At 50.5% G+C, this 13899-nt stretch carries 14 protein-coding genes; 8 read left to right on the top strand and 6 right to left on the bottom strand.

Annotated elements, in window-relative coordinates; genetic code table 11:
- Nucleotides 1-11: 11 nt before the first annotated feature.
- On the top strand, nucleotides 12-518 hold the full coding sequence (locus HMPREF1527_RS04220) for a restriction endonuclease subunit S (protein WP_016477465.1): 507 nt from the start codon (nucleotides 12-14) through the stop codon (nucleotides 516-518).
- A gap of 16 nt (nucleotides 519-534) precedes the next feature.
- Here the strand turns inward: HMPREF1527_RS04220 and HMPREF1527_RS04215 are convergent, their stop codons facing one another.
- Nucleotides 535-1467: a site-specific integrase gene (locus HMPREF1527_RS04215; protein ID WP_016477464.1), complete on the bottom strand. Its 933-nt coding sequence runs from the start codon at nucleotides 1465-1467 to the stop codon at nucleotides 535-537.
- A 54-nt stretch (nucleotides 1468-1521) separates the two neighbouring features.
- Entirely contained in the window at nucleotides 1522-1962 is a 441-nt protein-coding gene (locus tag HMPREF1527_RS04210) for a type I restriction enzyme, S subunit (RefSeq protein WP_016477463.1), read from the bottom strand.
- A gap of 178 nt (nucleotides 1963-2140) precedes the next feature.
- Here HMPREF1527_RS04210 and HMPREF1527_RS04205 point away from each other — a divergent pair, with 178 nt between their 5' ends.
- The 3 genes from HMPREF1527_RS04205 to HMPREF1527_RS04195 all read left to right on the top strand — a co-directional run bounded on the left by HMPREF1527_RS04205 (nucleotide 2141) and on the right by HMPREF1527_RS04195 (nucleotide 4343).
- The gene (locus HMPREF1527_RS04205; RefSeq protein WP_016477462.1) at nucleotides 2141-3241 is read left to right on the top strand and encodes a hypothetical protein; all 1101 of its coding nucleotides are present in this window, start codon (nucleotides 2141-2143) and stop codon (nucleotides 3239-3241) included.
- Between the two features lie 250 nt (nucleotides 3242-3491).
- The gene (locus HMPREF1527_RS04200; RefSeq protein ID WP_035433684.1) at nucleotides 3492-3893 is read left to right on the top strand and encodes a transcriptional repressor; all 402 of its coding nucleotides are present in this window, start codon (nucleotides 3492-3494) and stop codon (nucleotides 3891-3893) included.
- 18 nt (nucleotides 3894-3911) lie between these two features.
- The gene (locus HMPREF1527_RS04195; protein ID WP_016477460.1) at nucleotides 3912-4343 is read left to right on the top strand and encodes a DNA starvation/stationary phase protection protein; all 432 of its coding nucleotides are present in this window, start codon (nucleotides 3912-3914) and stop codon (nucleotides 4341-4343) included.
- A gap of 145 nt (nucleotides 4344-4488) precedes the next feature.
- Here the strand turns inward: HMPREF1527_RS04195 and HMPREF1527_RS04190 are convergent, their stop codons facing one another.
- Complete coding sequence (locus HMPREF1527_RS04190) at nucleotides 4489-4791, bottom strand: helix-turn-helix transcriptional regulator (protein ID WP_016477459.1); 303 nt, start codon at nucleotides 4789-4791, stop codon at nucleotides 4489-4491.
- Between the two features lie 227 nt (nucleotides 4792-5018).
- On the opposite strand from HMPREF1527_RS04190, the gene HMPREF1527_RS04185 reads away from it, so the two are divergent.
- Nucleotides 5019-6908 (top strand): heavy metal translocating P-type ATPase, encoded by a 1890-nt coding sequence (locus HMPREF1527_RS04185; protein ID WP_016477458.1) that lies wholly within the window; start codon nucleotides 5019-5021, stop codon nucleotides 6906-6908.
- Between the two features lie 115 nt (nucleotides 6909-7023).
- Here HMPREF1527_RS04185 and HMPREF1527_RS04180 read toward each other — a convergent pair whose 3' ends face one another.
- The 3 genes from HMPREF1527_RS04180 to HMPREF1527_RS04170 are packed head-to-tail and all read right to left on the bottom strand — an operon-like array spanning nucleotide 7024 to nucleotide 10147.
- Nucleotides 7024-7863, bottom strand: coding sequence for a tRNA (guanosine(46)-N(7))-methyltransferase TrmB (locus HMPREF1527_RS04180; protein WP_016477457.1), 840 nt, complete (start codon nucleotides 7861-7863; stop codon nucleotides 7024-7026).
- A 7-nt stretch (nucleotides 7864-7870) separates the two neighbouring features.
- Nucleotides 7871-8473, bottom strand: a complete 603-nt coding sequence (yfbR, locus tag HMPREF1527_RS04175; RefSeq protein WP_016477456.1) for a 5'-deoxynucleotidase — start codon at nucleotides 8471-8473, stop codon at nucleotides 7871-7873.
- 12 nt (nucleotides 8474-8485) lie between these two features.
- A complete protein-coding gene (locus tag HMPREF1527_RS04170; RefSeq protein WP_016477455.1) occupies nucleotides 8486-10147 on the bottom strand; it encodes a putative manganese-dependent inorganic diphosphatase in 1662 nt (553 codons plus the stop codon).
- A gap of 189 nt (nucleotides 10148-10336) precedes the next feature.
- Between HMPREF1527_RS04170 and HMPREF1527_RS04165 the strand changes: the two genes are divergently transcribed.
- The 3 genes from HMPREF1527_RS04165 to HMPREF1527_RS04155 are packed head-to-tail and all read left to right on the top strand — an operon-like array spanning nucleotide 10337 to nucleotide 13846.
- On the top strand, nucleotides 10337-10849 hold the full coding sequence (locus HMPREF1527_RS04165) for a hypothetical protein (RefSeq protein ID WP_016477454.1): 513 nt from the start codon (nucleotides 10337-10339) through the stop codon (nucleotides 10847-10849).
- The gene (locus HMPREF1527_RS04160; RefSeq protein WP_016477453.1) at nucleotides 10839-12647 is read left to right on the top strand and encodes an acyltransferase family protein; all 1809 of its coding nucleotides are present in this window, start codon (nucleotides 10839-10841) and stop codon (nucleotides 12645-12647) included. The genes HMPREF1527_RS04165 and HMPREF1527_RS04160 overlap by 11 nt, the downstream gene beginning before the upstream one ends.
- Nucleotides 12648-12679: 32 nt before the next feature.
- Nucleotides 12680-13846: a glycerate kinase gene (locus HMPREF1527_RS04155; RefSeq protein ID WP_016477452.1), complete on the top strand. Its 1167-nt coding sequence runs from the start codon at nucleotides 12680-12682 to the stop codon at nucleotides 13844-13846.
- Nucleotides 13847-13899: the final 53 nt, after the last annotated feature.

Raw genomic sequence — 13899 nt, 5'->3', positions numbered from 1 at the left:
CTTTTAAGGATATGACTTGGGAACAGCGTAAGTTGGGAGAACTTGGTGAATTCAATCCGAAAGAGCAGATCCCAAATACATTTGAGTATGTTGATCTTGAATCAGTTGTTGGTACCGTGATGATTGGACACCGGAGAGAAAACCGTTCAACAGCTCCTTCTCGTGCACAACGACTAGCAAAATACGGTGACATCTTCTACCAGACAGTCCGCCCGTATCAAAAGAATAATTATCTATATAAATTGCCTGATAGCGACTATGTTTTCTCAACGGGTTACGCTCAGATTCGTCCTGTCGTGGATTCGACATTTCTCTACTGTTTGATGCAGCAGGATAGTTTTGTTTCTGAAGTACTTGGTAGGTGTACCGGCACAAGTTACCCGGCAATCAACGTAAACGATCTTGCAGACATTGAGGTTTCAATGCCGGTAATATGTGATGAGCAAAGGATGATTGGTCGTTCTATATCGAATCTTGACAACCTCATCACCCTTCATCTTCGAGAGCCGTCATTATGACTTACGCTGTATTAACCTAAACGAGGCTTGTAAGCGAGCGCATTACTAGATCAACATCTTTGTTCTCTAGTTCCTGAATGATATGCAAATATGTTTTCTCCGTCGTATTCATGCTTGCATGTCCCAGACGTTTTGCAACGCTTGCAATCGATACTCCTGCAAATAGAAGCAACGAGGCGTGTGTGTGCCGAAGGCCGTGTATGGATATAACCGGAACACCAGCCTGCTTACACAATCTAGCGAGTATGTCATTTGCTGTTGAGTTGTATACACGTTGACCTTCTTTGACAAAGAGTGGCTTATCTTCAGGAAGTTCCTTAACAAGCACAGAAAACTGCACGATGAGTTGCCAGTCTATTTGGACTTTACGGGTCGATGATTTGTTTTTTGTAGGAACGAACCCGCCACCGTTTTTGTAGTCCCACGTTTTATTTACAGAAAGCGTTTGGCGCCCGAAGTCGAAATCGGCCGGAGTGATAGCTATTGCTTCTGAGAATCTGAGTCCGGTTTTCGCAATCAAGAGGATGAGCCAATTCCACCCGATATCTTTACCTAAATCGAGACTTGTTAGCAGCTTGTGCAATTCAAATTGGTTGAGATAGCGGCTCTTTTTTGGCCTCGGAGCTTTTCCCTTGACTATGGCTTTCCTTGTGGGATCCCTTGAAATAAGCCCTTCGTCAACGGCATCAAGTATCGCGCCCTTAAGTAGATGATGAAAATCCATGGTGGTTTGGCGCTCATGGCTTTTTGCATACTGATTCAAAAGATGCTGATAGGCAATTCGATCTATGTTTCCTAACGTAACATCTGGAGCGAGCCTCTCAACCCATGTTAGAGCGAGAAGGTACTTGTTCATAGTTACCTGTCTAACAGCACCTTCCTTGTAAACGGCGATCCATTCTTTGTAATACGTTTTGAAGGCATCGTCTTTTGATAGTTCACTTAACATTTGGCGATCATCTCCCTTGTATTTAGGCGGCTCTCGAAGGGAGACTTAACAATATCAGTATAGATAAAGGTATTGCTGTGCATTACACTGATGAAGGGTGATGAGGTTGTCAAGCTCGGCCAAGCTCTTCGCGATTGCTTTCTGCTCGTCGTGATTGGCGGGCACGGCGAAGAGCGATTGTGAAATCAGATTCCAGTCTGCGCGGGGCATTTTAGAGCCCGAAGATACATTTGCAAGCCTTTGAAAGCTGTCCGTTTGAACCAGCCGATACAAAAATGAACCGTCGCACTCTGTAGCCCTAAGAACCCAAAAATCACCTACAGCTACACCATTGAACTGTGGGTATAGCCAATTCATCAAATAAGGGCGAAGCTTCCCGTACAGAACATCTCCGGCGTAAAATTCAATTCCCGTTTTGCCGCCTTTTTTGTCGCGCAAATCTTTATTCAGCGTACCCTCGCCGGAATTGATGTCCTCGTATTCGACTTGAGGCAAATTGGAATCGCTTGGCTGAATGGAAACCCTGTCGGTCAGATCAGAGAACTTACGCTGTTCCCAAGGATGAGTTTTGGATTGCTATTTTCTCGAATCATGCTGGTAGAATGTCGGAGTTTTCTAGTAAAATGCCATGAAGATACAACGTATTCATACGAACACGAATATAGGAGACCCTATGAGTAAGAAACTGTTTACCCGCCGCTCTTTTACCGGATTAGCTGCAGTAACCACTATGAGCTTTCTTACCGGTTGTAATGGTCCAATTATGCAGGTTCTTAATGGGCCGGCTTCAGATGAGAATCAAGAGAGCTCTCAAACCAAAAATCAAGATCAGGGGAGTGAACAAGAAAGAGTCCTTGCTGCTTGGAATGCAACGCCGTTTGTAGAGAAGCCGGACAATCCAACACTGGATGGAGATATCAACAAAATTATCGTTGGTGTGTGGCAAATTGACACTGCTATCGGAGCCGGAGACAAAGCTGGTAAAACCTACGATCACGCAGGTATGCTTAACCAGGCATACCATGACGGTACCGTTCCTCACTACATTTTTAAGAGCGATGGCACCCATGAGCTGCATCATTTCGACGGCAAAGTAGATCATGGTACATGGACTTCCAAAGGTGATTCAGCCATTTCGTGTGTCTATGAGGAAGATGGAACAACGGATGAGTGGAGTTACGATCGAGAAGCACAACGACTCAAGTTTGAAGGTAAATCTGCTATCTCAAGTTATCAAAAACTAAGCGACAATCCCAAAGATACCTCCCAAATTGCCTATATTGACGGTAACGTTGTCAACTTTGCTGCAACAATACCAGGCGTATGGGAGCTCATAAGTCTCCATCGTATTAATTCGGATGAACCTGATTTAAGTACAGAGGACGTCAAATCTAATATTAAGAAGACCGGAACGAGCTATTTCTTCTCGGTGCATAAAAATGGCTTTTGTGCCCTTTTCTATCCAAGCGGACGAGTCCTGCCAAGCAGAATTGAAGCAGAGAGCTCCTCTGATGATGGTCTGACTTACCCCATGATTGTTGCGGCATCAGATCAGTTTGAAAACGTTGAAGAGGCTTCTCTTCAGGCGCATCCACAGCACCCAACAACTATCTACGTCAAGCTCAAGGATGCAGAACTGCTCTTTCAACATCTCAATCATCGTGAAGATGACTTTGGCGATATTTCCTATGCTCCAAAAGCGTCGTTCCCGTGGCACCTCGATAAGCTTGGCAAGCCATCATCTAAGTCGGATAGTAGCGATTCCAATTCTTAATCTTCGGGCGGTGCAAAAGAAGCATCTTCGGACACAGGGTAGCGTTCGTCTCAGGAAAATTCATCAGAGTACAGATTTTTGTACTTCTCAACAATGGAACAATTTCAAAAAGGTCTTTAAAAAGTCTTGCGCTTGTTCCAACAATGGTATTTAATACTAATAGAAATAGTAATCATTACTATTTAGGTGAGTGATGGGACGAAATACACAGGGAGCCATAGGTGGCCCGGAAAGGTATAGAAAGACAATCATGAGGTACAGCAGGCAGCGAGAGGCTATTCGGTCATATGTGGAAGGTCGTCACGATCATCCGACTGCTGACAGCGTATATGCCGCAGTCCGAGAAGAGCTTCCAAACATTAGTCTTGGCACGGTGTATCGCAATCTCATGCAGCTTGTTGATGCTGGAGAGTTGCAAGTGGTCAATACCGGAGATAGTGTTTCTCGCTTTGATCCGATGACGTGCGAGCACGCGCACTTTCGGTGCCAAAAATGCGGCAAAGTCATGGATGTCAAAGGCCCTGTTCTTGCTGACTTGACAGCTCTTACAAAAGACTCATACGGCAAGATCAACTCATATGCGCTTTGCTTTACCGGTATCTGCAATGATTGCCTTGCTCATCGTTCCAAATCTTGTGGCAGTAATGACTAACCTTTGAAAGGGGTAGCTATGATTAACGAGAAACTCAACCAGCTTTTGTCCGACTATGCGGTGGAGGCGCATAAAACTCACAATTTCCATTGGTATGTGAAGGGTCCGACGTTTTTCCAAGTGCACACTCTTCTCGATGATGTGTACGGCGCGATGTATGATCAGATTGATGAGGTAGCTGAGCTCATTCTTATGAATGATGGTACGCCGCTTGCCTCTATGGCGGAATACATTAAGAATTCTCATCTTGAAGAAGCTGCAGATGGCTATAAGGATCCTGCTGAAATTTTCTCTGCCATTCTCGCCGATTATGAGAAGATTCGCAGCTTTGCCGCGGAGATTAAGAAAGATGCGGATGCAGAGGATAACTATCTAGTTTCTGCTGCAATGGATGAGCATATTGCCGCTCTCTCCAAGACTATCTGGATGATTAAACAGTCCCAGAAGTAATAAGAGATAAAACGCTATCTTTGGGTGTCGTCGGTTTGTCCAGCGGCACCCATTTTGTTTTAGCCACCCTTTGTGGACGAATTGACAAATAGCCGGTTATTAGGAAAAGGCGTTCGAATAAGCTGAGAATACATGTATCGTGGCGTTATGCGATTTCAACAGTGCCGGTAGGAAGACTGGCGATGAGTTTGAGGCTTCCTCCAAGAGCAGCGATGTACTTTCTTAAAGAGTCGATACTCATTGCTCCCATATCGCCATTTTCCATACGAGAAATACGATTCTGAGAAACTCCAATAGATTCAGCAAGTTCCACTTGGGTCATCTCACTTGCTTTTCGAGCTTCACGAAGATTGAATGCTTCTATGACAGAGAAAGTCTGTTGGCGAGCAGCAGCCATTTGATCTTTAGTAATACCGCGCTTTGCTATATAGTCTTGTAAGTTAGCCATTATGCACTTCTATTGTCTTCAGGTGCTCCTGGTAAATCTGTTCTGTATGGGTACTCTGCTAACAGAAACAATCTCTGTCTATTAAGACGTTTTAAATTCAAAGCGGAGGGGAAGACAGTTTTCATTAAACATGAATATATGTGCATACGTTCAGAAAAAGTGCTACACTCAAGTTGCAAAGAAACTCTTGGAACCCTTGTTGCTTTATGGTTTTGAAAGGAAGCGTTATGGAACGAGAAGCTAAAGTCAAACTTGGACGTATCATCGCATCGGCAATCATGCTGGTTATCGCCCACATTATCGCTACGGATACACAGCCTCTTTGGCAGCAGCTTCTCATCTATCTGCCGGCCTATCTGGTCGCCGGTTATGACGTTGTGCTTGAGGCGTTTGAGAGCATTGCGGAAGGCGACGCCTTCAGCGAAGACCTGCTGATGAGCATTGCTACCATCGGCGCGCTCGTTATCGGCTTTGTGCCCAATGGTACCCCGATGTTTCCCGAGGCTGTCTTTGTCATGCTGTTTTTCCAGGTGGGAGAGCTGTTTGAGGACATGGCAGAAGACAACAGCCGTCGATCCATTGCCAAGATGATGGATATTCGGCCTGATACCGCAACGGTCATTCGAGACGGCAAAGAGCTCACAGTTAATCCCGCGGAGCTCGAGCTGGACGAGATTATCGTCATCAAGGCGGGGGACCGGGTACCGGTTGATGCTGAAATTGTTGAAGGATCAACCAGCCTTGATACTGTTGCTCTGACAGGGGAGAGCGTCCCGCGTACCGCAGGCGTTGGCGACGCTGTTATTTCTGGATGCGTCAATCTATCCGGCGTGGTGTGCGCTCGCGTGACGCATCTGCTGAGTGAATCCACGGCAACGCGCATTATCAATCTTGTTGAAAACGCCAACGAGAACAAGTCGAGAAGTGAAAGCTTTATCAGAAAATTTGCTCGTATATACACGCCTATCGTAGTATTTTCCGCCATTGCACTGGCGTTTCTTCCGCCGCTTGTGACTGGTAATTTCTACAATAACTTTGCTACATGGCTGGTGCGTGCGCTGACATTTCTCATTGTTTCGTGCCCCTGCGCGCTGGTGGTGTCTGTTCCTCTGACATTTTTTGGCGGCATCGGCGCAGCCTCCAAGCAGGGCGTGCTCATCAAAGGTTCCAACTATATCGACACGCTTGCCGCGCTTAAGACCGTCACGTTTGACAAAACAGGCACGCTTACTGAAGGTGTCTTTAAGGTCATGGCAGTTCATCCGGATTCTATCGATGAGACGGCTCTTTTGCACCTGGCCGCCCATGTTGAGCGACATTCTACGCATCCTATCGCCGCTGCTCTGCGCGCTGCCTATCCCAATGAAGACGATGATTGCAAAGTCTCTGAAGCCACTGAAATTGCTGGCAGGGGAGTGACGGCGCAGGTCAACGACACAACGGTAGCGGTGGGCAACTGCGCACTCATGCAGGACGTGGGCGCGGTAACGCACGAATGCTCTCATCGCGACATCGGCACCGTCATTCATGTGGCGGTCGATGGTGAATATATGGGTCACATCGTTATTTCCGACCGAGAAAAAGAGGACGCGCGGGCTTCTGTTGCCACTATCAAGCAGGCAGGCGTTTCTCGTGTCGTCATGCTGACGGGCGACAGAGAGGAAGTTGCCGCTGATATGGCGCAGCGCCTTGGTATTGACGAGTATCGCTCTGAGCTTTTGCCGCAGGATAAGGTGGCTGCGGTTGAGACGCTTCTTGCCGAGAAGCCCGCCGGCTCCACGCTGGCGTTTGTCGGTGACGGCATCAATGACGCTCCCGTACTTGCTCGCGCCGACGTGGGTGTCGCCATGGGTGTCTTGGGGTCCGACGCCGCCATAGAGGCTGCTGATGTCGTGCTTATGGACGACTCGCTCGGAAAAGTCGCGACGGCTATTCGGCTTGCGCGAAAGACACTTGCCATTGCCCGCCAAAACATCGTCTTTGCCATTGGCGTGAAAGTGGCGATTCTCGTGCTTGCGGCATTTGGTTTGGCTCCGATGTGGCTGGCGGTTTTTGGCGATACGGGCGTGCTCATCCTCGCGGTACTCAACGCTTCAAGGGCACTTCGCATCAAATAAGCTGTTCCAGTGGCCGCGCATCGGGGCGTATCAGGCAAGTTGCGCGAGGCACAGTAGGCGCGCGGCTTGTGGCCGCTCGAAGTGCGACTAGTTGCACATTCGGTTGCACTGCTAGTTATGGCTCTTGCGGCACGTTTCGCCAGTGATGATGACCCTTTTTATGCTTGCGGTTGATCATATTCTGGATGGTGCTCTCCATGCCGTGCGGCAGGTATGAGAGCGATTCAAGATCTTCCGGCAGATAGTCTACAAGGCTGCCATGTTCGGTGGGCGAGAAATGCTCAGGGGCCTCTCCCGGTGTAATGCAAAATCCCAGCACCTTAGCGCCCTGAGCGCCCAGTCGCCTCTCGTATTCTGAAGGGATATCGTCGGGGAATGCTTCCTGGACATCGCGCGTTTGCCACAAAAACCTGTACCCCGCTGCTTCCACCTGTTCGAGTGAGAAATCGTAGAGCGGCTGACTGTCAGTTTTAAGCCGTACGATGCCGCCTTTTACCAGTACGTTTCTATACTGCATGAGGCGCTCGGAATTGGTAACACGCAGATGCGCCTGACGTTTGCGCGGAAATGGCGTGGGAAAGTTGATGTAGATGGCGTCAACTTCGGCGGGTGCAAAATAGGCGTCCAACTTCATGCCGGTTCCGGGGACCACCACCGCATTTGTAAGTCCTGTCTCGTCTATGTGGCCGGCGGCATATACGACACATATGGGTTCGGTATCGATAGCGACAAAGAGCGCGTCGGGATGAGCCTTGGCCATGGCGCAGGTAAACAGTCCTTTTCCACAGCCTAAGTCAATGCAGACACGGGAGAAGGGCGCCGCGCCTACAGGCGCGCACGCTTCGGCCCAATGACCTCGCAGAGATTCAGGGTTCTTCTCGATAACGTCGGCGTAGCGTTCAAGACGCTCTTCAAGGTCAAAGGTTTTTGGCAGGCGAGCATGTAGTCCGTGCATAGAAATCCTAGAGCAGCTGATCGAGGGTGTTGCCATAGGGCGGCAAGAATTCGGTCAGGAAGTCTTGCACCTCAGGCAGCTCTCGTGCCATGTCCTCAACGATGGTGCGCGTAGAAGCCTCGGCGGTTGCGAATTCAGCGTTGCCCGCCTGTGCCTCATCGATGCACTTGATGAGGGCAGAGAGTTTGTCCGCCGCCTTGATAAGTTTTAGCAGGTAGGCCTCATCGGCGTCTGCGGGCTGTTGTTGGCTGAGGATCTTCTGATACACGGGGCGCAAATCGTCGGGAAGCGTACTCAAAAGCGTTTTTTGCGCGGTATCTTCTACGCGATGATACGCGTCACGAATCTCCGCATTGGCATACTTGACTGGCGTTGGCATATCGCCCGTGATAATTTCGGAGGCGTCATGGTAGAGACCGATAAGTGCCGCGCGGTCCGCATCCAAGTGCCTGCCGTAACGGACATTTCCCAGCGTGGCAAGGCAGTGGGCGATGAGAGCTACGTCAAGCGCATGCTCAGAGAGGTTTTCGGGGCGAGAATTGCGCATGAGCGCCCATCGCTCGATGTAGCGCATGCGAGAGATAATCGCAAAGAAACTCGATGTCTGCACGATTACAAGCCCCTAGTCCTCGTCGGAAATGAACTGCAGCGCCGACATGAGCGAAGGCACGACCTGCTTTTTGCGGCTGACGACGCCCGGTAGAACCGCAATGCCGCCATCGGGCGTTACGTTAAAGGCGCGTTCAAGCACTTCTTCGGCGCCAGCGCCGTAATAGAGCATCTCCGTGACCTGGCTTTTAACATCGGTGAACATGTAAAAAATCATGGGCAGTTCTTCGGCTTCTGCAGCGGTCTTGAGGAAGGGACCAACCAGCGCTTCTGCGGCTTTCCGGCTATTCTCGGTCATGAACGAGCCCTGTCCAACGCCAAACTTGGCGTTGCCGCGGCTGAAGACCTTGTAATCGCTGTGGAAGACTTCCTCCGCGGTGCGACCCGTAAGATCTGCGCCCGCGTCAAACATCTTCTCGGAATAGCTCTCAATGTCCTCACCGCAGATGTCAGCGAGCGCCTTGCCCGCGTTGACATCAATCGGCGTGCAGGTGGGCGAGCGGAACGCCAGCGTGTCGGAAAGAATTGCTGAGAGCATGAGACCGGCGATATTCTTGGGAATCTCAACGCCGTATTCACGGTAGAGTCCATAGAGGATAGTGCAGGTGCAGCCCACAGGGACGTTACGGAATGTGATGGGATTGGTGGTCTCAACCGAACCAATGCGGTGGTGGTCAACAATCTCCATGATTTCGGCCTGGTCAAGTCCGTTGACCGCCTGGGTGCGCTCATTGTGGTCTACCAGAATAACGTGCTTTTTGCGCACTTTCAAAAGACCCGGTGAGCTGATAAGACCAGCGTAGGCGCCGTTTTCATCCAAGACGGGGAAGAAACGGTGGCGAGACTTCGCCATTGCCTTGCGAGCGTCATCGATAGAGGTGTTGACACTGAACTTGAGGATGTCATTAGTGAGCATCTTGGACTTTACCGGTACGGCCATAGTCAGTAGCCGAGCGACTTCAAACGTGTCGCGCGGCGTGGTAATGACGGCGCATCCCGCTTGCTGGGCTGCAGCAATGACGTCATTATCAACCTTACCATCGCACGATACAATCAGACAGGACGCGCCCTGTTTGATTGCAAGAAGTTGGTTTTCGTGATTTCCGGCGACTACAACAATATCGCCTTTTCCGACGATTTCCGTCATGCTGAGCGCACAGGTGCCTATGCGGATGCTGCCTTGTGAAACATAGTTGTCAGGATCTCCTACCAGCATAGACCCGCTCAAGGTAGAGATGATATTTTTGTAGCTGGTATGCGTCTCGGAAAGCATCTTCGATTCCATGAGACCCATATTGGCGTTTGCGATGTCTTTGACAGCAATAAGACCCTCAAGATGGTTGGCATCATCGGTGACAACAAGCGTGTCCAACTTGACATCTTGCATGAGGTTCCATGCGTTATAGAGACTCATATTGCCATCCACCTTGGGCTGCTCCTGGATCTCGGCATCTTTGATCTGCGGAGTTACTGTCGTAATCAGCTGCGGCTCCTCAAAGCCAAAATGCTTGAGGACAAAGGCGGTCTCGCGATTGAGTGTGCCCGCGCGGCGCGCTTCGTAGATAGGACTGTCAATCTGATTCTTGAGATACGCATAAGAAATGGCCGCGCAAATGCTGTCTGTATCGGGGTTCAGGTGACCAATAACATTAACCTTACGGATTGCTTCGGGCATGATCCCTCCTCGGTAAAAGCGTTTTATTTGATATGAGTGTACCCGCTTACCCACGCTCTGTCGCTGATGTATTTAAAAAGGATGAAGTAGCTGTGAACTGATACGATGTATATGTCTTTCTGGAATGTATAGACCAATGCAATTGTCTACAATGAGCCTGTAAGTTCATGCGGTTTTAAGCAGGAGATTTTGAGCAAGTCAAAGCGATTTTCAGCAAGCGAGAGAAACGGTCGCCGCATCAGCCGTGCGGTGCAGACTCATGCTGTCGACCAGCCTGCCTTAGCAGCACCCAAGCGCGCAACAGTGCCCGCTCGGCTGGCGCGCATTGAGACTCGCATTAAAGTTGAGCTTCTTGTGGTAGTACTTCTCGCCATATGCGCGGCCTACGCCCTGACAATCGCGACAAAGCCCAGCTCAGGGGTGCTTAAGCTCAATGACGGAGCCATTACATACGACGGCGGCCTGCTGCACGGTCGGATGGACGGCAACGGCACAATGACGTTTGATAACGGTGATACCTACACAGGAGAATTCAAGGACGGTGCGTTTAACGGATCGGGTACGTTTACCTCCAAAGACGGCTGGAAGTACGAGGGTAATTTCACCAACGGAGAGCCGGATGGAGAAGGCACGCTTACAACCGAAGACAGCGTAGTCTACCAAGGCACCTTCAAGCAGGGGATATATCAAAGTGCGCATTAAATGGTTTTCATTCGTCCGTATAACGGGACTGCTTCTGGTTCTGGTCTATCACTTCTTCAAGCCCGCTTTGCCCGGCGGCTTTGTGGGTGTCGACGTATTCTTTACATTTTCGGGATACCTTATTACCGCTCTGCTTATCGATGAATTCGCTCGCGAGAAGCGCATAAAATTTGTCGCGTTTTTACGCAGACGCTTCTACCGCATTGTGCCGCCGCTGGTGGGTATGGTGCTTGTAACTACGCCATTGGCTCTCTTGGTTCGTGATGACTTCGCGGCGGGTATCGGGCAGCAGGTTGCCGCTGCCGTCGGCTTTGTGACCAACTATTACGAGATTCTTCTGGGCGGCAGCTATGAGACGCAGTTCGCGCCTCACCTGTTCTTGCATACGTGGAGCCTTGCTGTTGAGATGCACTACTATATCCTTTGGGGAGCGGCTGTTTTCTTGCTGTCAAAGGTCACGAATTCCGCTAAGAGCTTGCGCGTTCGTATTTTTGTCGTTTCAGCGGCGCTGTTTATTGCCAGCTATCTTGCGATGGCGATTGGCGCTCAGGATTCTACAAACCTTTCCATTCAGTATTTCTCCACGCAAACGCACATCTTCCCCTTCTTTGTCGGTTCCGCTCTCGCGTGCTTTGCCGGTATCGCTACAACAAGCGCGAGGTTTACCTCCTTTGTTACAAAATACAATCTCAAACAGGCACTTCTCGCCGCAGCTATCAGCGCGGTAGTACTGTTTGTTCTGGGAGTATTGCTTACGTTTGATGACATCCATACCTACCGATTCGGTTTTCTGCTGGCGTCTTTGGCGGCCGCGACAATGGTCTTGGCAACGCGTGTGCTGCATGAAAAAACCCCTCAAGTTAAAGAGCCAAAGATTGTCTCGTATTTTGCGGATACCAGCTATGGCGTATATCTGTTTCACTGGCCACTCTTTAACTTGCTATCAGAGAAGTTTGACCCCGGCACGTCCGCAGCTATAACTGTGGCGTTGTCGCTGGCGCTTGCGAGCCTGTCGTTTTATGTCATTGAACCGCTTCTGGCCGGTCGCACGTCGTGCGTTTTGGGTCGTACCATCACACTTAAACAGGCCTTGAAACCGCTGAGCGCTGTTGGCGGCCTCTTGTTGGCGGCGACGCTCTATACCTCGGTGACGGCTCCGACAATCAGTTCGTTTCAGCTGAGCAATCTGAGCAATGGCGCTATTCAGGCGGACAACCACATGTCTGTGACGAGAAAGATGGCCGACAGTGCTCAGGCCAGCAACTATAACGTGACTCCCGGTGTGACGTATATTGGCGACTCGGTATCTCTGCGCGCCATTTCATATCTGCAAAAGGCGTTTCCGGAAGCTCAGATTGACGCGACGGTCAGCCGCAATGTGAGCATGGGCGCCGATGTGCTTGAGACCGATATCGCCAACAACGCCGTTATGCAGGATATCGTTGTCGCGTTGGGCACCAACCCTGTCGGCGGGACGGAAGCTATTGACCGTATCGTTGAGATGCTGCCAAAAGGGCACCGCCTCATTTTCGTAACGCCGCACGACGGTCGCCATAACGATCCTTCCTCGGGCGCGGCGGCCATTCGCGCCTATGAGCTGCAGCTCGCCGAGAAGTACGACTATATCTACATCGCTGACTGGCATCAAACGGCCGTTGATCACCCGGAGCTCTGGCCTGGTACTGATAATGTTCACTTTGGCAGCGATTCAGACACCATCAACGCGGGCGGTGAACTTTTTGCCACAACCGTTGCTGACGCGATTGCCAAAGCGGATCAGGGTCCTGTGAAACCGTAGCGGCTTTCGCAGCGGTTTCTTGCGAGGTTTCTATGAGAACGCCTTTCAAAAGACAACTCTCCATTCTTTTAGCCGCTGATTCCTTCAAAGGTGCGGCTTCAAGCGCTGAAATTGAAGACTATCTTGAAGTGGGCATCCTGCGCGCTTTTCCCGATGCGCGTATACGAAAGGTTCCTATTGCCGATGGTGGTGAGGGTACGCTCGATGCCTTTATCGCACAAGGCGGCGGACGGCGTGAAACCATATATGTGGAGAATCCCTTTGGCAAACGCATAGCCGCGCGCTTCGGAGTGCTTTCAGATGACTCCGCTGTGATTGAAATGGCTGAAGCCGCAGGTATCGGGTTTTCTGATCGCAGCTGTGAGGCTGCGCTGCGGGCATCGACATATGGGGTAGGACAACTGCTTCATGCCGTACTTGAACAGGGAATACGTCGTGTGTATATAGGCCTTGGTGGAAGTGCGACTACTGACGGTGGAGCTGGTCTGGCAGAAGCGCTCGGGATACAGCTTCTGGATTCCCACGGCAAGACGGTTTCCCGTGGTCTTCAGGGCTTACGGGAAGTTGTCTCTGTTGATAAAAGTCTTTTGGATCAGCGCCTGCAAGAGAGTGAAATTATTGCTCTCAGCGACGTTGACACTCCGCTTACCGGTACCTGCGGAGCTGTGTATGTCTTTGGACCTCAAAAGGGTCTTTTGGACGCCCGCCTATGCGAATTTGACGCCTGGATGCAGCGCTATGCCAATGTTGTTTTTGCAGATACGGGATATGACGCAAGTCTTGTGGCAGGTGCAGGAGCGGCAGGCGGTCTTGGTTTTGGGCTTCTTTCATTTTGCGGAGCAACGATAACGTCTGGGGTTGAAGCGCTTCTCGACAGGGTTCACTTTAATGAATTGCTCCGTGAGACCGATCTGGTCATTACGGGAGAGGGCCGCATGGATAACCAAACGGCGCATGGAAAGGCTCCTGTGGGGATTGCGCGGCGGGCGGCTTTACAAGGCGTGCCGACCTATGCCGTTGTTGGATCTTGCACGGAAGATCTGTCAGAAGTACATAGAGCCGGCATCCAGCGGGTCTTTGCGTCAGCCCCTTCTGATCTCTCGCTGGAAGAGTGCATGCGCCGTACATCGGAAGACGTTGCCGCCGCTGCCGAACGTGCCGTGCGATTTTTTATACAAGATCAGCAGAGTTTCAAATAAATTGCACGCGTAGAGCATGGTGTGTAGAGCACGGTTACGGGCGGATACGCTGT

Origin of the sequence: Atopobium sp. oral taxon 199 str. F0494 (assembly GCF_000411555.1) — a bacterium.
Lineage (GTDB): Bacteria > Actinomycetota > Coriobacteriia > Coriobacteriales > Atopobiaceae > Lancefieldella.
Note: the sequence above shows the minus strand (reverse complement) of the source record. Positions and strands in the feature narration are given on the sequence as shown.